At 35.2% G+C, this 20148-nt stretch carries 17 protein-coding genes; 3 read left to right on the top strand and 14 right to left on the bottom strand.

Going from position 1 to position 20148, the window contains the following annotated elements; translation table 11 throughout:
- Position 1: 1 nt before the first annotated feature.
- The 6 genes from rsgA to E4O04_RS07510 are packed head-to-tail and all read right to left on the bottom strand — an operon-like array spanning position 2 to position 6695.
- On the bottom strand, positions 2 to 949 hold the full coding sequence (gene rsgA / locus E4O04_RS07535) for a ribosome small subunit-dependent GTPase A (RefSeq protein ID WP_253707155.1): 948 nt from the start codon (positions 947 to 949) through the stop codon (positions 2 to 4).
- Position 950: 1 nt separating this feature from the next.
- On the bottom strand, positions 951 to 1769 hold the full coding sequence (gene murI, locus E4O04_RS07530; RefSeq protein WP_253707153.1) for a glutamate racemase: 819 nt from the start codon (positions 1767 to 1769) through the stop codon (positions 951 to 953).
- A gap of 40 nt (positions 1770 to 1809) precedes the next feature.
- Positions 1810 to 3438: an ABC transporter ATP-binding protein gene (locus tag E4O04_RS07525; protein ID WP_253707151.1), complete on the bottom strand. Its 1629-nt coding sequence runs from the start codon at positions 3436 to 3438 to the stop codon at positions 1810 to 1812.
- Positions 3431 to 5113, bottom strand: a complete 1683-nt coding sequence (locus E4O04_RS07520; protein WP_253707149.1) for an ABC transporter ATP-binding protein — start codon at positions 5111 to 5113, stop codon at positions 3431 to 3433. The genes E4O04_RS07525 and E4O04_RS07520 overlap by 8 nt, the downstream gene beginning before the upstream one ends.
- Before the next feature lie 37 nt (positions 5114 to 5150).
- On the bottom strand, positions 5151 to 6053 hold the full coding sequence (gene miaA, locus E4O04_RS07515) for a tRNA (adenosine(37)-N6)-dimethylallyltransferase MiaA (protein WP_253707147.1): 903 nt from the start codon (positions 6051 to 6053) through the stop codon (positions 5151 to 5153).
- A 12-nt stretch (positions 6054 to 6065) separates the two neighbouring features.
- Entirely contained in the window at positions 6066 to 6695 is a 630-nt protein-coding gene (locus E4O04_RS07510; protein ID WP_253687970.1) for a hypothetical protein, read from the bottom strand.
- Positions 6696 to 6788: 93 nt separating this feature from the next.
- Here E4O04_RS07510 and E4O04_RS07505 point away from each other — a divergent pair, with 93 nt between their 5' ends.
- The 3 genes from E4O04_RS07505 to rlmB are packed head-to-tail and all read left to right on the top strand — an operon-like array spanning position 6789 to position 9888.
- The gene (locus E4O04_RS07505; RefSeq protein ID WP_253687971.1) at positions 6789 to 7637 is read left to right on the top strand and encodes a hypothetical protein; all 849 of its coding nucleotides are present in this window, start codon (positions 6789 to 6791) and stop codon (positions 7635 to 7637) included.
- 58 nt (positions 7638 to 7695) lie between these two features.
- Positions 7696 to 9108, top strand: a complete 1413-nt coding sequence (locus tag E4O04_RS07500) for an MBL fold metallo-hydrolase RNA specificity domain-containing protein (protein ID WP_253687972.1) — start codon at positions 7696 to 7698, stop codon at positions 9106 to 9108.
- Positions 9109 to 9111: 3 nt separating this feature from the next.
- Positions 9112 to 9888, top strand: a complete 777-nt coding sequence (gene rlmB / locus E4O04_RS07495) for a 23S rRNA (guanosine(2251)-2'-O)-methyltransferase RlmB (RefSeq protein WP_253707145.1) — start codon at positions 9112 to 9114, stop codon at positions 9886 to 9888.
- Here rlmB and hisS read toward each other — a convergent pair.
- Genes hisS through E4O04_RS07455 form a run of 8 tightly spaced genes read right to left on the bottom strand, consistent with a single transcriptional unit; the run spans position 9885 to position 20148 of the window.
- Entirely contained in the window at positions 9885 to 11231 is a 1347-nt protein-coding gene (hisS, locus tag E4O04_RS07490) for a histidine--tRNA ligase (RefSeq protein WP_253687974.1), read from the bottom strand. The genes rlmB and hisS overlap by 4 nt on opposite strands.
- Before the next feature lie 58 nt (positions 11232 to 11289).
- Entirely contained in the window at positions 11290 to 12378 is a 1089-nt protein-coding gene (gene rfbB / locus E4O04_RS07485) for a dTDP-glucose 4,6-dehydratase (RefSeq protein WP_253707143.1), read from the bottom strand.
- A gap of 18 nt (positions 12379 to 12396) precedes the next feature.
- The gene (gene rfbA / locus E4O04_RS07480; RefSeq protein ID WP_253707141.1) at positions 12397 to 13272 is read right to left on the bottom strand and encodes a glucose-1-phosphate thymidylyltransferase RfbA; all 876 of its coding nucleotides are present in this window, start codon (positions 13270 to 13272) and stop codon (positions 12397 to 12399) included.
- Positions 13273 to 13321: 49 nt separating this feature from the next.
- Positions 13322 to 14311, bottom strand: a complete 990-nt coding sequence (locus E4O04_RS07475; RefSeq protein WP_253707139.1) for an NAD-dependent epimerase/dehydratase family protein — start codon at positions 14309 to 14311, stop codon at positions 13322 to 13324.
- A 5-nt stretch (positions 14312 to 14316) separates the two neighbouring features.
- Positions 14317 to 15387, bottom strand: a complete 1071-nt coding sequence (locus E4O04_RS07470) for a glycosyltransferase (RefSeq protein ID WP_253687978.1) — start codon at positions 15385 to 15387, stop codon at positions 14317 to 14319.
- Positions 15388 to 15395: 8 nt separating this feature from the next.
- The gene (locus E4O04_RS07465; protein ID WP_253687979.1) at positions 15396 to 16220 is read right to left on the bottom strand and encodes a glycosyltransferase family 32 protein; all 825 of its coding nucleotides are present in this window, start codon (positions 16218 to 16220) and stop codon (positions 15396 to 15398) included.
- Positions 16221 to 16228: 8 nt separating this feature from the next.
- Positions 16229 to 18937 carry a YidC/Oxa1 family membrane protein insertase gene (locus E4O04_RS07460; protein WP_253707138.1) on the bottom strand — a complete coding sequence of 903 codons (2709 nt, stop codon included), beginning with the start codon at positions 18935 to 18937 and terminating at the stop codon, positions 16229 to 16231.
- Positions 18931 to 20148 carry a CDP-glycerol glycerophosphotransferase family protein gene (locus E4O04_RS07455; protein ID WP_253707136.1) on the bottom strand — a complete coding sequence of 406 codons (1218 nt, stop codon included), beginning with the start codon at positions 20146 to 20148 and terminating at the stop codon, positions 18931 to 18933. Before E4O04_RS07455 ends, E4O04_RS07460 begins: the two co-directional genes overlap by 7 nt.

Below are 20148 nucleotides of genomic sequence, written 5' to 3'. Positions count from 1 at the left end.
CCTAATATTTTTTTACCGTTTCTTGTAATTCTTTATTTATAAGCTCAAAACTCGTATACCTATCCTTATGAATATCACCTTTTTTTAAGGCTTCTAAAAGGGCACATCCGGGTTCATGGGTATGGGTGCAGGAAAGGCCGAATTTGCATGAGCCTATGAGCTTTTCCATTTCGGGAAAATATAGACCTGTATCCTCAGGCCCTATACCGTAAATTGCAAAGTTCCTCACGCCGGGTGTATCGATTATGTTTATCGAATGTTCTTTGCCCTTTGAGGTAAGGGCTCTTATTTTAAAGTATTCTCCCTGAGTTGTAGTGTGAGTACCTCTGTCATACTTATCCGAGATTGCAGAGGTTTTTAAATTTAAATCGGGGGCTATAAAATTTAAGAGGGTACTCTTCCCCACTCCGGATTGTCCGACAAGGGCAGAAGTTTTAGCCGAGAGGGCCTCTATTAAGTTGTCCATTCCCCTGCCCTCCTTTGCCGAAACTTCAATCGTCTTATAGCCCAGCCTTTTCCAATCTTCCATCCTATCTCTTACATCATCCGCTATTTTTAGATCGCACTTGTTTAACACAATTAAAACCGGAATCTTTTGAATCTCGGCCTGCACTAAGATCCTGTCTACAAAGCGCGGACGGAAGGGAGGATTTGCGGCAGAGGCAACACAAACAAGGAGGCCGATATTTGCGGCTAAAAGCTGAGGCATATTCAGTTTTTGGTTTAAACGCAAAAAAGAATTTTTTCTTTCGATCAAGCCTGTTACCAAGCCCTCATCTTCCGAGTGAGTATCGGGCTCAATGTTTACAAGGTCGCCTGCAGCAAGAGGATTATAGTAAAGAGCAGAATCTTTTAAGATCTTTCCCTTAATGGAACAGTTTCTTAATTTTCCGTCTTCACATTCAACAAAAAAAATATTATTAGATCCTTTTAAAACCAATCCCTTCATTTTAAAAATACCCTAAAACCATACCAAAAAGATCCGCATAAGCGGAATACTTTTTTGTATTTTCTTCAGTTTTTTCCGAGGTGATATAAAAAATATCTTTTTGAATATTTTTTAATTTTAAGTTCTCATCCTTTAATTTTTGAGGAGGAGATATCTTTAGCGCCCGGTTAACAACCCCGTCCAATGAGTCCACAATCCTTATATCCGGTTCACAGACGGCCTTAAACTCATCCCTCAAGTGTAAAAAGTGAGTACAGCCTAGGACTGCCGTATCGGTTCCTGCCGACTTAAAAAACTCAACCGCAGGCCTGATTGCAGATTTCTTATCTTCCTCACTTACCGAAAGCAGGGAGTTTTCTACCTTACTGACCAAAACTGAATCGGCACGCATAAAGAATTTACAATCAGCTCCGAATTCGTCAATGAGGTTTTGAACATAAATATCGTTTACAGTTCTTTCGGTTGCAAGGACAGCTATCTTTTTATTTTTACTTGCCAAGGCTGCAGGCTTTATGGCAGGAACCGTGCCCACAAAGGGAATGTCGAATTTTTCCCGCAGGTGAGAAAGAGCCGAAACGGTCATCGTATTACAGGCTATGATTATAACCGAAGGCCTAAGCTCTTCGATTATCTTTTTTACAAGATTTTGAGTATACTCTATTACCTCTTCGAGTGTTTTTTCCCCATAAGGAAAATGTTTTGTATCTGCAACATAGGCACAAGAACTTTGAGGCTCAATTTCTTTTAAGTGCCTTAGATAAGGAAGGCCTCCTATGCCTGAGTCGATAAAAACATATTGAATATTTTTTTCTTTTTTCAAATCAAACTCCATTTACTTTTATACGAGTCTATATTAACTCTTAACTTACTTCAACACCCTTATTTTTTACCGTAATTACATTGTCGTATTGTACCCTTGTTTTATCGAACACAACATGACTTACGTTAATTACGGTTACGTCTTTTAAGGCGAGAAGGGTTTCTTCTATACGGATAGCGGTTTCCATATCCAGACTTGCAAAGGCCTCATCCAAGAAAATCAACTTTGCCCTTGTAATTAAGCCTCGGGCAATGGCTATTCGGGCCTTTTCGCCGCCCGAAATATTTTTACCGTTATCGGTTATTTTGTAGTCCAATCCTCCGGGCAAGTTTTCGACAAAGGAGCTTAAGCCTGCATTTTTAACAGCCTCTTTAATTTCATCTTGGGAATAATTTTTATAAAGAGTAATATTATTATAAAGGCTGTCCTCAAACAAAAAAACTTGCTGCTCTATATTTGCTATATTTTTAAAATAAGAAAGAGGGGTTATGTCTTTTAAGTTGTCGCCGTCAACTAAAATTTCTCCGCTGCTTGGATTAAAGTATTTGCGCAAAAGTTTCAGCACAGTGGTTTTACCGCCTCCTGAGGGGCCGACTATCAGATACTTTTTGCCCCTTTCGAATTTTAAGACGATATCTTTTAAGACCTCATTTTCGCCGTAGTTAAAAGAAACATTTTTAAATTCTATCGAAGAATTAAAAGAAGAAAGCTCAATTGTTTCTTCATAAGTGTCGGCATTTTTTAAATTATTGTCTATTGTTTCAAATACTTTTTTTAAACCGACAATAGCCTGTATCTGTCCTCCCACATTGCCGAAGCTGTTTACGATTTTTGTCATAGGAGAGAGGGCAAAGAGCAAGGTACCCACCGTAATAATTTTTAAGTATACAAGATAAATACCGCCCAATATTATACCCAAGACCAAGAGCAAGAGTATTGAAACCATTATAAGTAAAATATACGAAGTAAGTTTACCTACAAAAAATTCTTTATCTTCAACATTTTTTGACTTATGATAAAAATCATCTGAGGCTTTTTTTTGAAGATTGTTTGTTTTTATAATTTGGAATGCCGAAAGAATTTCTTTTACGTACTCCGTGTATTTTCCTAAGATATCCGATAATTGTTTTTCGTGCTTTTGCATAGGTATACCCATCAAGGCGGCCATTACTGCAAATATAAGGCCGACAGCTATTCCTGCAAGGAGAATGACATAGTTTACATATAAAAGAACTCCTACACTTATAAGGGCTTGAAAAATCATATATAGGATTTCATATAAGGACATAATGTACTCGTTTTCAATCCTTTCCATGTCGTTTGTAAGATTCGAAAAATATTTAGCCGTATTTTCAGCTTGAAATTCGTTTATCTTTTTTTTGAAGATGGTCTTTAGATAAAAAGTTTTTGCATATTCAACGGCTTTTCTATAGTAAAGGCTTTGAAAAAAATTACCGGCCAAAACAAAGAATATTGAAAAAGCCGACCAAATAACCATCTTTACGGCATTTATTTTTAAAAAATCTATACTGCGGTCTATACTCAAGGCATTATCCACTAAGTCCTTTGTAATATATAAGGCACGCAGCTGCAGCACAGCCCCGGTCAAGGCAAAAAGGAGGGTTACAAATAAAATGGGATAGGATTTTCGAATTGCTTTTTTAATCATTTGATTTTACCTCACTTTGAAAATATTTTTGTGCCGGAAATACTTCAAGGCTCTTATTTTTTATTTCGATAACATAATCATATTTTTCGCTTATGCCTTCGTAATACCTGTGAGAGATTGCGATGAGTGTAGTGTCAAGCCTTAATAAATCGTTTTCAATTTGACGGCCTAAACTTTCTTCTAAGCTGGCTGATGCCTCATCTGCAAAAAGAATTTCCGAGTCCTTTATTACGGCCCTTGCTATGGAAATTCTTTGTCTTTGACCTCCGGATAAATCTTTACCGTTTTCGGAAAGAATTGTGTCCTCTTTTTTTTCTAAAATAAAATCTTTTAAGCCCGATGCCGCAACTGCAAAATCAAACTTATCTTGAGGATAATCCTTATATAGACAAATATTATTTTTAATTGAATCTTCAAACAAAAAAACATTTTGAAAAATAAAGGCTATTTTTTCGTTAAACGATAAAGGAGAAATATCTTTTAAATTAATACCGTCAACAAAAATATCTCCCTCATAATTTTCCATAGTTTTTGATAAAAGATTTATAAGGGTTGTTTTTCCCGAACCGCTCACACCCCGAATCAAATATTTTTTATTTTTCAAAATCTCAAAAGAGATATTTTTTAAAACTTCCTTGTCTTTATATGTATAGCTTAAATTCTTAATTTCAATTTTATCTTTAAAATTAAAATCCTTAACTCCGATAGGATCTCTTTTAAGAGCTTCTGTATTAGTTTTAATAAGCTCAGCCACATCATCCTTTGTTATCTTGGTATATATTTCTTTTGCGGCCTTATATTTATTTATTTTAGGAAAAATTGTTCTTGAAGAAAACATTACAGGGTTTGAAAGCTGTAAAAGCAAGGCAGCAGAGGTTAAGTCATAACCCATAATCAGTTTTTTTACGCAATAAGCCAAAATACCCACCCGTAAAAACAAACCCACAAGGCTGAAAAAATTTTCTTGAAATTTTTCAAGAAAATTAAACCTTTGCTTATAGCCTTCTACTTTTTTGATCGATTTAATTGTTTTATTACAAAAACTGTCTTCAACACCGTTTAATTTTAAAATTTCAATGCCGTTTAAAACATTGGAAACTTCAATCGAAAATTTTTCGTTATTTTCCGAAACAGATTTTTTTAAGTTCACTGTCGGTTTTTCAAATAACTTTCCTATAAATAAAAAAATAAGGGCTATGAATAAAACCAAGAGAGCAAAAAACCAATCGATATAAATTAAAAGAATATAAGAAAGAGTTACGGAGGATATAGAAGTTATAAGAGCGGTTAAGGAAGAATAATAATCGCTTCTAAAAAGATTTATATCGTTTACCAAATTCGAAATATAGTTTTCTTTTGATTTCAGATTGAATTCGGAATAAGATTTTTTTAAAATTTTAGCAAAGGCTATTTTTCTAAGTTCCAGCTGAATATTCCGCTTAAAATTTAAACTAAGGCGTATTATAAAAAAATGGCTAAGCCCCATAATAAGGCTTCCTGCAGCGACAAAACCGATACGGCTTTTTATTTCTTCAAGTGTAGGATTTTGCATCATTCCTATAGCAAAGGCCATAACAATGCTCATAAAAATTTGCCCAAAGCCGGAAAGAACACAGCCTGTAAAAAAAACAATGTAAGATCTTTTATATTTACCGATAAGAGTTTTTAGCTCCATAAATATCCTCCAATAAAGACTTTCTCCATAAAATTAATTACAGTCCTTTTAAAATCCAGTCTATTTTTACTCCGTTTTTTTCCATACGTCTAAACCAAGTTTCCTGCCTTTTTGCAAATTGACAAATAGCACGGTAAAGAGAATCAATGTACTTTTCCTTCGAGTCTATTTTGCCTTGAAGGTATTGGGCGGTAAATTTATACTCAAGTCCCAAACTTTCAAGCCTTTCCCAGGAAAATCCCTCTTTGTGAAGCCTCTCAGTTTCTTCGATCATTCCGTCATTTATACGTTGAATGAGTCTAAGCCTTATCCTTTCCCTTAAAATTTCCCGCGGATATTTAAGGCCGATTATAAGGGGGCGGATATCGGGGCGGCTTGCGTTTAGTATCTCGGCTGCATCGGGATGGGTCTTTTTATATTCGGCAATTTCAATAGCCCGCATAAGCCGATCCATGTTTTCAAGGTCGGTTTTATTATGCATCGGAACCTTGTATTCAAAAAAAACTTTTTGTAAGCCCTCCAAATTCTTACCGGCCAAGGACACCCTCAGTTCTTCATTTTTCGGAACAGGAATGAGCTCATACTCCCTTATAAGGGCATCGAGATAAAGCCCTGTTCCTCCCGCAAAGATCGGAATTTTTTTTCTCATCCTTATATCTTCAAAGGCCTTGTAAGCATCATTTTGAAAGTCGAAGACATTGTACTCCCTTTCCAAGGTGCAGATATCGATTAAGTGATAGGGCACCTCTCCATACTCGTCCAAGTCCTTTCCGGTACCGAGATCAAGCCCTTTATAAACCTGTCTTGAATCTACAGAAATAATTTCGCCGCCAAGTTCCCTTGCAAGACCCACGGCATAGGAGGTCTTTCCTGTTGCTGTAGCTCCCAAAACAACGGCAGAATTATGTTTATCAGATAAAGACATAAAATCGAGGTTCATAAAATCAAAAGTTTACAACCTGTTCCGCACAATATTAAGAACCGCTCCCAGCAAAAACATACCGCAAGAAACAAAAATATGCATATTTGAAGATTCGGATAAGTACCAAGCGGCAAGAGCATATGAGCCTAAAAGGGTAAAAACGATAAAAGAAATAAAGGCTATTAGATAAACTATAAAATCCATGGAAATAGTTAAATTGGCCGCTAAAATATAGTAAACAAAATCAAAAATAAGGATGGAACCTATTATTATAAGGAGGAATAAGATAAGCTCTGTCGAGTCCGGAGTATTGATATTTCCGTAAAATAAATAGGCAAAGACGGAGCTAAAAATGCCGAATAGAGCCGATAAGCTGTTACTCAACACATCTTCGGAAAGCGACCATGAAATCAAAAAGAAAAATGCCGATCCAAAAAGAGCGTTTAAAAAGAAGTACTGAAAGAAAAAGCGCCATAAATGGGAGCTCAAGTAAGATGAAATTTGCAGGCTCGAAAAAGGGAAAAAAGAAACAATTATCAATGACACTATCCCGCCCAAAATACCGAATAAAAAGGCTGCAAACTTGCCGCCCTGCTCCTTTGAAAATAGGGCGTAGAGTAAAAAAACTAAGGGCAAAACTAAAATAAAAACAAAATTCATAGGAAGCATTTTACCACAAAAATACCAATATATCAAGTATTTTTGAATAATTGACCTTTACAAATATTTTTTTTACTGGTATACTGCTCTAATATGACAATTGCAGGAAGAAACAGAGCGCGCCTAGTCGCCATATCGGTTACAGCCTTAATTCTTATATTATCCTTAATATCCTTTGTCGGGATTGTTCTTAACAGAAACCTTGATAACTCCTTGGTATCAGGCACAAAATCTGCAGGAAGCTTAAGTATTATTGAATTTATACTCAATCTATCGAAAAATAACTATGACAACTATGCGGTATTAATAGGAATCTTAACCTTTCCTTTTTTATCGCTCGGCTTTTTAGTCTTCGTATACTTTACTTTTAAAAAGACTCATGCAATCGAAATATCCTTCTTTGCCATGTTTACCATATGCATAAGCTTTGAAAGTATAAGACTGATTTTTCCGCTGTATAACTTTTCAAATATAGTGCTGGATAGTATAGCAAACCTATCCCGGCTGGTATATTTTTTTAGATTAGCGGGAATTATGTCTCTTTTTATGGCAGGCATCTTTGCCAACAAAATAATAACTAGAAAAATCTCCTCGGTCTTCTTTTTTGTTTTCTTTATATCTTTTTTGATATGCCTGTCAATGCCTATAAACAATTTTTATATAAACAGATATTTTCTTTCGGATATTAAGGCCGGTCATTCATATATATACTTGTTTTTAATAGCGGCGATTTTGGCCTGTGTAAATTACTTTTTTGTCTATATCACAAAAAACATAAAAGAGTATTTATTTGCAGCTCTTTCGCTGACAGGAGCCTTAATCGGTTATTCGGTTCTCTTGTACACATCATCCTATACCCTCCTAGGCATAGGGCTTACCCTTTTCATTTTAGGAAATCTCAGCTTTATAAAATACATACACAGCTACCACATATGGCAATGAGAGAAAAAATAATAGCAAAAGTCTTGATTTTTCGCCGATTATGATGTATGCTTAGCTTATGGCAATTAAATTTTACTCGCTCGGTGCTGCAGAAGAAGTTACCGGGTCCAAACACATTCTTGAAGTTGACGGGCATAAGTATTTGATAGACTGCGGAGCTTTTCAAGGAAAAAGAGCTGAAGCAGACAAGAAAAACAGGGATTTTAATGTTCCGGCTCCGGAATTGGAGGCTGTCATTTTAACCCATGCCCACTATGACCATTGCGGACTATTACCCCTTTTAGGAAAACACGGCTTTAACGGCAACATCTATGCAACTCCTGCAACAAGAGATATAGCTAACCTTGTTATGATGGATTCTGCAAGAATTCAGGCAAGGGATAGGGAATATTTATCCAAGCAGGCTGCAAAAAAAGGAGAAACATTTAAATGGGTCCCTCTTTTTGATGAAAAAGACGTAATTCAGACAGTCAATCAGTTTGTAACTATATCGTACCACAGACCTACATGGATAGGTCCCAATGTCCGGCTGGAATTCTACGATGCAGGACATATTTTAGGCTCATCCATGGCCTTAATTACGGCAAAGGATTCCGAAGGAAAAGAAGTAAAAATAGCCTTTACAGGAGACCTAGGCCGAAAAAACAAGGCCATTATCCGAGATCCGGATATAATTCCGCCTGTCGATTATATAGTTATTGAAAGCACCTACGGTAACAGGCGCCATGAAGACACTGACAATGCCTTAAAACTTCTTGCCGAAAAAACACAGGAACTTGTAGAAAACAAGGGAAAGATGATAATTCCGGCCTTTGCCGTTGAAAGAACACAGGAAATAGTCTATTATTTTCACCTCTTGGTAGACAAAAAAATAATTCCGGACATTCCTATCTATGTTGACTCTCCTATGGCTGTAAACGCAACGAGTATATTTCAGGTTCATCCCGAATGCTATGATGAAGAAACGCATGAGGCCTTTTTGACTCATCATAAAAATCCCTTCGGTTTTAACTCCCTCAAATTTATAACGAGTGTATCCGAGTCCAAGGAATTGAACAATATTGACGGCCCCATGGTAATAATAAGTGCAGACGGCATGTGCGAATTCGGGCGAATTACCCACCATCTTGCAAACAACATCGAAAAGCCTTCCACAAAGGTAATGCTTGTCGGCTTTATGGCAGAAGACACTTTGGGCCGCCGCCTTCAAAACAGAGAGCCTGAAGTAAAAATTTTCGGTGAATGGCATCAGGTGAGAGCTGAAATTTTACAGATAAACGCCTTCAGTGCTCATGCAGATTATTTTGAGTCTAGAGAGTGGCTCGACTCCTTGGAGAATCCTAAGCTTAAAACAATCTTCTTGGTTCACGGAGAACCTAAGGCTCAAAGCTATTTTACCCAATACTTAAACGAAAACGGTTACAAGGATGTAAAAACGGTAAAATACGGAGAAACTTATAATCTGGACTAGCATATGAAAAAAACAATTACAGGTTTTCACGCTATAGACGAGATTTTAAGAGCTGAAAAAAATAGAATCGAAAAAGAAAAGAGCGGTAAGTCAAGCCTCGAAATTTTTTACTCCAAAGAGGGCCCAAGAGTAAAAAAGATTTTAGAGACTGCACGTAAATTAAATCTAAAGATTGAAAAAAAAGAAAATTACTTTCTTGATTCTCTTACCAAGGCTTTGCCTGAACAGCTAAGGGATCACAGGGGGATTGTGCTTGTAACGGAGACTGAAAATCAAAAAAAAGGAATGAGCATAGATGAGTTTTTTGCAAAGCTTGCAGAAAAGGACTCTGCCTTTGTAGTAATCCTCGACTCCATTACGGATCCTCACAATACGGGTTCCATCATAAGGAGCGCAGATCAATTCGGAATAGACGGAATAATAGTTCCCGAAAACAAAAGTGCCGGAGGCTTTGAGATTATAAGCAAGGTAAGTGCAGGGGCGTCAGCCTGGGTTCCCTTTGTAGAGGTAACCAATCCGGTACGCACCGTAGAAAGGCTAAAAAAGGAAGGTTTTTGGATTTACGGGGCAGATGCAGGAGGGAGGTCGCTGCCCGATATCAAGTTCCCAAAAAAGACAGCCCTTATTATGGGAAGCGAGGGAAAGGGAATGAGCCGCCTTGTAGAAGAAACCTGCGACGAGATAGTGTCAATTCCAACAAAGGGAAAACTTGACAGCCTAAATGTCTCCGTCGCAGCAGGTATTCTCTTTTATGAGATAAGCCGGAAAAAATTAGTTTAATTTTTTGCGGTTCTTATCTTTTTTACGGCTTCGCTAAGAGGCATTTCATCCTCAGTTCTATTGGTCATATCCTTTAATTTTACCTTAAAACTTTTAGGGTTCTTATCGAATTCTTCCGCACAAGAATCCTTGGTTAAGAAAAGTCCCCACCTGATGTCCTTTTTTTCGGCATATGCGTACTGATGATTCATCTTTTTAGGTTCAGGATATACTTCAGCATTTATTTTTTCGGCTTCAAAAAAGTTTACTATCTTATACGAGAGAACCTGATCATCTTCAGGTAAAGAGAAAATGAGGAGGTCGGTAAAGCTGGCCTTTGTTTTTTGATGACCCAGCTGTTCAAGGGCAGCTATAAGCCTGTCAAGCCCGATGGAAGCCCCAACCCCGGTAATACTCTCCTTCATGTAAAGAGCCGTAAGGTTGTCGTACCTTCCTCCGGAGCAAACGGAACCTATAGAAGGTAAATCGGTTAAAAAGGTTTCAAATACAACACCGGTATAGTAATCCAAACCTCTGGTAATAGAAGGATCCAAAACTATATAGTCTTCAATTCCTACAGCCTTTACCAAGGAGTAGATATCCCTCATGCGTTTTGTATCTTCATCGGGACCGCCGGCAAGGCTTTCCAGGCGGGAAAGGGTCTTTTCAAAGTCCTCGCTTTTTAATTCATTGCTCACACCGGAAATATAGGCCAATATTTTTTTTGCCTTTTCTTCGGAGCTTATACTACTGAGGAGCTTTAAAACCTCAGCCTCCCCTACCTTGGCAAGTTTATCTACAGTACGTAGAATCTCTTCGCTGTCTCCGGATAAATCTAAAGACTTTAAGAAACGGTTAAATATTCCCCTATGCGAAACATGGATTCTAAAGTTAAAAACACCTAACTCATTTAAAGCCTTTTTAATAAGGCGTAAAATTTCAAAATCAACGGCAGCCGAGTCTGAGCCCAAAATATCAAAATCGCATTGCAAAAATTCGCGATAACGCCCGGCCTGAGGCTTCTCGCCTCGCCATACCTTTCCGATATGATAGCGTTTAAACGGAAAATAAACTTCAGACTTATGTTCCGCAACAAAGCGTGCTAAGGGGACGGTTAGATCAAAGCGCATAGCCACATCCCTTCCGCCGTTGTCGTTAAACCGGAAAACCTGCTTTTCGGTTTCCCCTCCGCTCTTTCTCAATAGAATCTCGGAATATTCCAAGGCCGGAGTATCGATGGGCACAAAGCCGTAATCCCTAAAAACTTTTACCAACCTTTCCATAAGAAGAGCTCTTTCAATCTCATCCGCAGGAAGAAAATCCCTAAATCCTTTTAAAACTTTTGGTTGTATTAAATCACTCATAGGTCTATTTTACAATATTTTTTTAGATTGGGCAAGGGTTATACTACACCGCCAATATTTATCTCTCCTTATAATTTTTTTCTATCCAATTACGGTACTCACCGGAGCGGACATTTTCTATCCAATCTTTATTATTTAAATACCAGTCAACAGTATTTTCAAGTCCTGCTTCAAAATCAAAATTGCGTTTCCAGTTAAGTTCTTTTTTTATTTTTGTACAGTCAATGGCATATCGGCGGTCATGGCCGAGCCTATCTGTTACATGGCTAATGGTTTTCCTTGCAGTTTCTTCGCTAAGTCCTGCTTTTTTGCAAACAATTTGAATGAGTTTATTTAAAAGTTTTATATTTTCCCATTCATTTTCTCCGCCGATATTATAGGTTTCACCGGTCTTTCCTTTTTTTAAGATGAGCCTGACAGCCTCATTATGATCTTCGACATGAATCCAATCTCTAATCTGTTTGCCGTCACCGTAAACGGGAAGATTTTTACCTTCAAGCATATTTAAAATCATCAACGGAATCAACTTTTCCGGGAACTGAAAAGGTCCGTAATTATTGGAGCAATTTGAAATTGTAACAGGAAGTCCGTAAGTATGGAAGTAAGCCTTTACCAAGTGATCACTGGATGCCTTACTTGCAGAATAAGGAGAGCGAGGATCATAGGCTGTTGTTTCTTCAAAAAGACCTTGATGTCCCAATGAACCGTAAACCTCATCAGTACTTATATGATGAAAAAGAACATCATCACGCATTGTCCCGTCAGAATTTTTCCAAAATTGCTTGGCTGTTTCCAAAAGGTTAAATGTACCTAAAACATTTGTCTTTAAAAAAACCTCAGGCCCCAAAATAGAACGGTCTACATGACTTTCGGCTGCAAAATTAACAACAGTATCTATATTATATTCGGTAAAAATCTTATTTATGATTTCTTTATCACAGATATTTCCATGAATAAAAAAGTACCGGCTTCCGCCGAATTCGGATTCAACATCGGAAAGGTTTGCGGCATTCCCTGCATAGGTAATAGCATCAAGGTTGATGACTCGGCCCTTAAAATCGGTTTCCTTTTTTAATAAGGTTCTGATAAAATTGGAGCCGATAAAACCGGCTCCGCCTGTTACCAAAATATTTTGTAGATTTCGCATTTAGATTAACTCCTTAACCTAACAATTCTCTGCAATGTATTTTAGATAATCTCCATACTCATTATTATAAGACGAAGATAAATTTAAAAGCTGAGTCTTTGAAATCCATTTTTGTAAATATGCTATTTCTTCTATACATGAGACATACATTCCCTGCCTCTTCTGAATTGTTGCAATAAAATTTGAGGCTTCTAAAAGACCGTCATAAGTTCCCGTATCGAGCCATGCCATACCTCGGCCTAGTTTTTCCACTCTCAATTTACCCATATCCAGATAAGCATTATTTACGGATGTAATTTCAATCTCGCCTCTGGCCGAAGGTTTTACCGATTTTGCAATCTTGATTACTTCATTATCATAAAAATACAAGCCCGGAATTGCATAATTTGATTTTGGATTTTGAGGTTTCTCTTCGATAGTCAAAACATTTCCTTCATCATCAAAATCAACCACGCCGTAAGCTCTCGGGTCCTTAACATAATAACCGAAAATTAAGGCTCCGCCGTTGTCTTTTATGGATAAAACAGCATCCGTCAAGGTACTGCTAAAACCTCGCCCATAAAAGATATTATCGCCCAAAACTAGGGCACAAGAATCGGAACCGATGAATTTTTCACCGACTATAAAGGCATCAGCAAGACCTCGAGGTCTATCTTGGACGGCATACTCAAACTTCATACCCAGCCAATTTCCATCACCGAAAAGCTCCTTAAAAAGCCCTATGTCTCTAGGTGTAGAGATAATTAAGACCTCGCGTATACCGGCAAGCATCATAACCGACAAGGGATAATAAATCATTGGTTTATCATACATTGGTAAAATTTGTTTTGAAACAGCCTTGGTAAGCGGATACAAACGGGTTCCTGCACCGCCTGCTAAAATTATAGCTTTCATAAATACCCCCTATCAAAAAATTGATGATATAGGAACATATAACACGTTTCTACTCGGTATGAAAAACATGATCTTGAACCTTATCAATAAATTCATACCTTACTGTGTTACTTAGACCATCAGCCAAGGAAACCGGAGGCTTAAACCCGGTTTTTAAAATATTTACAGAATCAAAAAGAGTATCGGCACAGAATTTTTTTACCCTGATTGAGCTTATCGATAACTTTTTTCCTGTTATTTTTGCAAGTAAGTCAAAGCAAAGCCCGCCGAAATAGCCCAACCAATAAGGCCAGTGGAAAATTTTATGATTAGGACTTCCTAGAATTTTATAAACTTCATTAGTAAGAGAGTTCATATCAAAGTCAGGTTTATCGATATAATTAAATAAGTGTTCACCGCTTCCATTAGCTAAACAAAACTCGATAAAAGCTGCCACATTTTCAACATAGGCCATTGATTTTTTATTTTTTCCTTTACCCACAAAGGGAAAAAAACCTGAACTGATTTGCCTTAATAGATTGTAAACATTTCCTCTATTCTGCTCTCCGAAAACAACAGTCGGTCTGATTATGGTAAGCGAGTTTTCTTTACCGGTTTCAAGCCATTCACGGTATTTTCCTTCGGCAAGCCACTTGGTTCTGCCGTAATCATTAAAATAATTTATCTCACCCATTTCATTTGTATTAAGAGGAGCAAATCCATAAACGGCAACGGAGCTTGTAAAAATAATTTTTTTGATCCCCAACTCAGAGCAAACCTTGCATACATTTTCGGCACCGGCAACATTTACTTCATCATAGAGGCTCTTAGGCTCAACATCATCCCTATGCTCGGCTGCTAAATTAATAACACAATCAAAATCGGAAGATAATTCTTTTTTTAAAAAATCAACATCTCTTACATCAGCAAAGACTCTAAATTCAGGGTAATACTTACTATCCTGCTTATCGAGAATTTTAATTTTATGACCGGAGAATAAAAGTCTCTTTGTCAATCTTGTTCCTATAAAACCGGAACCGCCTATTATTGCTATGTGCATTTATTTTAACCCTTTGCTATTTCTTTGTATAAATTACGATAATTTTTCCACATAATATCTAAAGTAAAAAAATTCGAAAACTTCTCAAATGAAGCTCTTTCCATTTTAGACTTCTTTTCATTATCTTGCAAGATATTACTTATTGCCTTAACGGCATCTTCATCAGTTTCAATCAATAATCCGTTTGTATTATCTACAAGCTCAGGAATTCCGCCAACATTAGATGCAACAATAGCTTTTTTTTGAGCCATAGCTTCAATAATAGTCATTGGAAGACCTTCATAGTTGCTAAATAAGACAAAAAGATCACAGTACGGCAAAAGGCCTGATGCATTAGGACAATCTCCAAGCAATAAAACATTGGAAGGGATTGAAAACTCTTTTTTTATCTCTTCCATCGATTTTTCGGCAGAACCGCCTGCCCAAACAAAAAGATAATCCTTCATGGCAGGATCTGAAGCAACAGATAAAAAGCTTTGAAACTTTTTTGGGTATGCGATACGAGCAATGGTTATAACGACTTTTTTATATTTGCCAATATCAAACGGAATAGCCGCCTCTTCTTCAGGTTTTACAATTCCATTTCTAATTGTCTTTACTTTGTGTGTTATTTTTTCCTTAAGCAAATTTTGTTTATCATAATGAGAAACAGCTACTATTGCACCGCAATATTTCTGTAAAAATCTCTCCAAAGGCAAAAAAAATCTATGCTTCAGACGTATAGAATCAAAACCATGAACAGTATAAATTATACTTTTCTTGTATTTTCTCCCTGCAAGACGACCAAGAACACCAGCCTTACTGGAATGAAGATGAATGATATCCGGAGAAAATTTATTAATTTCATTCTTTAATTCAAAATAACATTTTAAATCAGGTAACAAACTAATAGGTTTTACCATATTTTTTATCTTAAATCGTATAACTGAAGAATCTAAATTATCCCAAAGATACCCGCCTTCCATTGAAGCTACAGCAACGGTATTTCCTTCGTTAGAAGCCATATTTGCCAACGAAATACATACGGTTTGAGCTCCGCCGAGTTCTGTATTAGTAATTATGTGTAAGATTTTCATGGTTACATCTATTTATTTTTTTTATATCTAATAAATCTATTAAAAAATCCAAATACGCCTACTTCTTGAATAATACATACTATATGCAATGGAGCAAAAATAATATGTGTCAGTATACTACCAATTTTAGGAATAAAATATTGACAGTATCTTATATATTTTTTTCTTAAAGGAGGTGTCCAACTAGCATCAAAATGATGAATCGTATGTGTATTAGAAGTAATCGTAATTTTACCGGTTCTGGCATCCTTAGGATTAAAATAATCAGGAGTGTATATGTGAATATTTTTAACTATTTGAATATTATTCTTTTTAGTTAATCCATATTGCCTTAGTATATCCGTCACACGTATCACTACAGTAGTAAGATCCATTTTACCATTTGGTTTTATAAAAAAAGATTTTCGATAGGATTCTAATATTTCAAAATATAAAGGTTCGTTAGGAGGAGCAGCTATACCCAATCCACTTGCTACATCACCTATTTTTTCCATGCCAAAAAAAGCTCCGGTTTCAATAATTTTATCAATGGGTTTAATAATTTCAACATCAGTATCAAAATAAATTCCGCCATAAGTATATAAAATATCGAATCTAGCATAATCACTTACAAAAGCATACTTTTTTGCTTGATAAGCTTGAGCCGTATACGGTATTTTATTTACATCATAATTATCTTCATTCCATTCTCTAATCTCATATTCTGGACAGAATTTTTTCCATGATTCAATACACTTGAGAGCCTTTTGAGGTAAGGGATTCCCTCCAAACCAGCAATAATGAATTACCTTTGGAATCATTTTATCTATCCGTTTTTCCTGTAAATAATTCATTTCGACTCCTAATGACTCCAATTATTAGGATCGTAGACATTATCTTTAACAAAAGCCCAATCATGCTCAGAAACTTTAAACTTAGTCATCTCAAGCTCCTTATCAGCCTGCCAGCCTCCGCTTATCATAATCTTTGCAGGGGTCTTCATTTCACTATCTTTAAAAGATATTCCTGTAAAAGGATTTTTTTGTAATTTTTCATCTAAATCTTTAACCGTTAAAAAAGGTATATCAGCTAAAGTCATAAAAGCATTATTTACTCTAAGTTCTCCTTCTAAGTTAAAATCTTTTACCATTAAAAGAGGAATAAGTTCTTCAGGCCTAAATCCCGTACCGTCAAAATCTTTTAAAAAAAACATATCCTTTGTTTTCATAGAATATCTGCCATGATCACCCACAATTATTATACGACTGTTATCATAGCAATCATTTTCTTTTAAAAACCTAAAAAACTTTGCACACTCTTCATGGGCTAAATAATTTGCATAAAAATGTTCAGAAGTATATTCATTTAAACAATATTTATCTGCAAGAGGTATTAAAAATTCTTTTTCCAATATTTTAATATCGGATTGTTTAGGAGGTTCATGTGTTATATTATTTACAATTATATTTATACAATTTGTATTTTCAACAAATTCGATCTCTTCTTTTACATTTTGTAGAGCTGAATAAGAATCAATAAAGGCCATTTTAATATACTGAGGCAGCATAGCATTTGCATAGTTACCGGTAGAATAAAAAACTCTTCGTATTTCCGATGGTAAGACTCTAAAAAATGAAAAAAATAACATGTTACGACGTATTCCATGTAATATTTCATGGCTATCATAAAAATGTAAATTCTTTAATAAAGTTTGGCTATACTTTCCAGGATAGTCAATATTTTTTGCTATCATATCATATTTATCAAAGACAGATAAATCAGGAATCCAAGAATAATTAAGCCAAGGAGGATCAGTAAAGCTTACATTCCAGCCATTTTCACTAAAAAGTTTAGGGAGCACGCTTAAAGCTTCATTATGCTTATCTACCAGTAACTCTTTATCTCTCTTATTAATATTATCCGGAGTATATTCATAGCCGCCAAACAATGAAGGGGCACTTAAATTTGTACTGCCTCCAAAGGCAATAGCATTTTTGAACAAAGTAAAACCGGTATATTCCTTTTTTACAAGAGCATTATTTTCAAAAATAGGATCAATAAAAAAATTCATTGAGCGATCTAACATAAGGATAAAAATATTTTTTCCGGTTCTACTTACTTTGTACGCTTTATTATTTATAACCTTATTATTTATAACAGGCTTTAAATCCGTCTTTTGCAAGCGACGGTATTCTTTATAAATACTTATACCTGAAAATCCGGCTATTGTTAAAAAACTTATAACAATGATAGTCAGAACTGAAGGCAAAAATTTTACGAATTTTGAGTATAAAAAACATGAAACTATAACTATACTTATAAATAAGGTTAAAATATTCAATATAAAATATTTTGCTCCATGATGTAACAGCACAAAGTTTTCAAAAACAAGAAATTTATTGATGTCTCCATAATTACCGGTAAAAATAAAGGTATTTATTAAAGCTCCTATTAAAATAAAAATAGCAATATATGAAAAATATTTTTGAACTGTCTTTGAAAATAGTTTATACAAACATAAAACCCAAACAAATATACCAAAAGTCTGTATAAATGTAAAATAAAGAATCCCCAAGGGATTTGTAAAATTATCAAAATTAGCAAATTCCTGTGGAGAACTGGCAATTGTTGTGGAGGGAATCACAAGCCCTATAAAAATAAGAAAAGCAGAAACAGCCGATATAAAAATATAAAATCTTTTTTTATCATTATCAAAAATAGATATCTTTTGTTTACTTTCAAAATATAAAAGTAACCTTTTTACAAAGGGAAATATCAAAAGAAGAGTTGTAAAACCAACAGCTATAAATATAGGTTTTCTTTGAGTAGCTGTTAAAGCAATTACTATAGTTAAAACTACTGCAACTACAATAGCAATAATGAACCAAGTCTTTTTACTTAACTTTATCTTATAAAAAATATTTTTAAATAATGAAAAAATATTATTAAGCGTCCAATATAAAACCAATCCCGATGGTGAATCATATAGTAATATCAAAAATAAAAAAGCCGTCACATACAGGGTAAGCTTATCTTTTAACTCCAATCCTCTTGTATACACGGCAGAGGCAGCAAGATTTATTACCGTCATTAATATAGGCAAAAGATTCAATGAAACAGCACCTACATTAACCAATCTATCAGGAGAACCTAAATCATTTAAAAATAAAAAAGAAGTTTCTTTTAATGCAGGCAGCTCCGATAAAAGTTGGTATGCTGCTATAAAAAAAGGTATCTGTATAAATAAGGCAAAAAGACTCCTTAGTGCATACAATGGGTGATAACTATTTTGTCTATAATATGCTGACAATATCATGTACTGCTCATCACCTTTAAACACAGACTTGATATCCTTTACCTTAGGTTTCATTTTTTTTTGAATAAACCGCTCTTTTTCCTGCCACTTTTCAGCTACATTATAAATCGGCAAAGTTATTAAATTTATTCCTAAACTTAAAATAATTATTGATAACCCTATGTAATCTTGCGTTATATTATTTGCTATAAATAATATAAACTCTACAAACATATATACTGGATAAATAAAAATTGTATACAAAAAATTCAGCATGTTTTTTTAAGCTCCATTAAAAATTCATACGTCTTTTCTCCTGCGAGTCCTCTATTTTGCCATGCAGTATCTTTAGCTTTTAATCTGTTTTCTTTTAAGGCAGAGCTTTCGCAAGTTTCTTGAATAATTTTTCTTATATCAGTAAAATCCGTAGATTTTAACTCCCTTCCTATTTCTTTCAATATAGAAAACTTCCATGGCAGCTCTTTTAAATCTCCTGAATCATAAGGGCGATGATCAAATTCGTTATTACAGTATAAGAATGGTTTATCAAATAAAAAGGAATAATCAAATATAACGCTCGAAAAATCGGAAATCATTATATCGGCTTTTGAAAGAGAGGCAATATTTTCAGGTTCATAATCCCAAGAAAGGTTATCATTTATTTTGTATTTTTCTTCTAATTTTTTTAGCATGCCGGCCTCGGTAGTCTTACTTTGAGGATGGGGACGGACAATAATATTCCAATCGGTTTCTACAAGAGGTGTAAGAAGTTGCTCTCCATATTTTGACAAAATACCGTTTGCACCCCATGAAGGAGCAATCAAAACGGTAAAACCCTCATTTTTTTGAGGCAATTTTTTTAATTTTTCATTAAGCACATCCAAGTAAGGACAGCCTACTACACATAGTTCTTTTTTATTTATACCTCGCAAATCTTCAAGCTCTCTTATTCCCTGCATCTGATACTCGCCTGATAAAAGAACCGAATCAAAGTAATCGAGACCGAAGAGTCTGTAACTTGTAGCATCATCAAGGGCATGAAGAATATGGCTGTAATGCTTTACTTTTTTAGATCTCTTTAATTGATATACATCCAATCCCGGCGTAGTCATTAAACAGATATCAGCCTCTAACATATTAAGGCGGGCAAAGGCCTTATTCCCCTTTCCTATATATTCAGAACTTATATACTCATAATTTTGTAAAAACACAGGATCGTCTTCGGAAGATGTATAAAAAAGAACTTTTACCTTATTCTTTTCAAATTCATTACATATAGGAGCAAATACATTCCAGTATTGTTTGCCCTCAGAGTAAAAAACAAAACCAGTTTTACTTTCGTTAAATTTTGTTTTATCCTTGTAGATTAAGACTTTTAATCTTATTATAGCCGTTTTTGTCAAAAAATATAGAGTTGTAATTAGTCCTATTACAATAGAAAAAAGAATACTGCCCGTGCCCGGATCAATATATAACAATGGAAGCAT

This window comes from Treponema sp. OMZ 799 (genome assembly GCF_024181365.1).
GTDB lineage: Bacteria > Spirochaetota > Spirochaetia > Treponematales > Treponemataceae > Treponema_B.
The sequence above is the reverse complement of the archived record's forward strand: the minus strand, read 5'-3'. Positions and strand labels throughout refer to the sequence as shown.